Annotated in this window: 1 protein-coding gene; it reads right to left on the bottom strand. The window is 48.0% G+C overall.

Going from position 1 to position 537, the window contains the following annotated elements; all coding sequences use genetic code 11:
- On the bottom strand, positions 1 to 537 hold a 537-nt coding region (locus ACX0HA_RS17610; RefSeq protein ID WP_458846612.1), incomplete at both ends, for a SprB repeat-containing protein.

Raw genomic sequence — 537 nt, forward strand, 5'->3', positions numbered from 1 at the left:
AAGCTTTGTATGGCCTCGCAGTCATTTTCATCGGTTACTGTTACTGTATATTCACCTGCCGAAAGACCTGAAGCTGTTGCGGCTGTACCACCTGTTGGTGACCATAAGTAGGTATACTCTCCTGTACCTCCCGATACTGCTACTGTAGCTGAACCATTCGTTTCTGCGTTGCAAGATACATTCTCCTGTGATGGTGTAATGCTTATTGCGTCCGGTTGAGTGATGGTAAAGCTTTGTGTTGCCTCACAATCATTTTCATCGGTTACAGTAACGGTATACTCACCTGCCAACAGTCCTGAAGCTGTCGCGGCAGTACCGCCTGTTGGAGACCATAAGTAGGTATACTCCCCTGTACCTCCTGATACCGCTACTGTAGCCGAACCATTCGATATTCCGTTACAAGATACATTCTCCTGTGCTGGGGTGATGCTTATTGCGTCCGGTTGCGTAATCGTGAAGTTTTGTATGGCCTCGCAGTCATTTTCATCGGTTACTGTCACGGTATACTCACCTGCCAACAGTCCTGAAGCTGTCGCG

Source organism: Flavobacterium hauense (assembly GCF_054457175.1).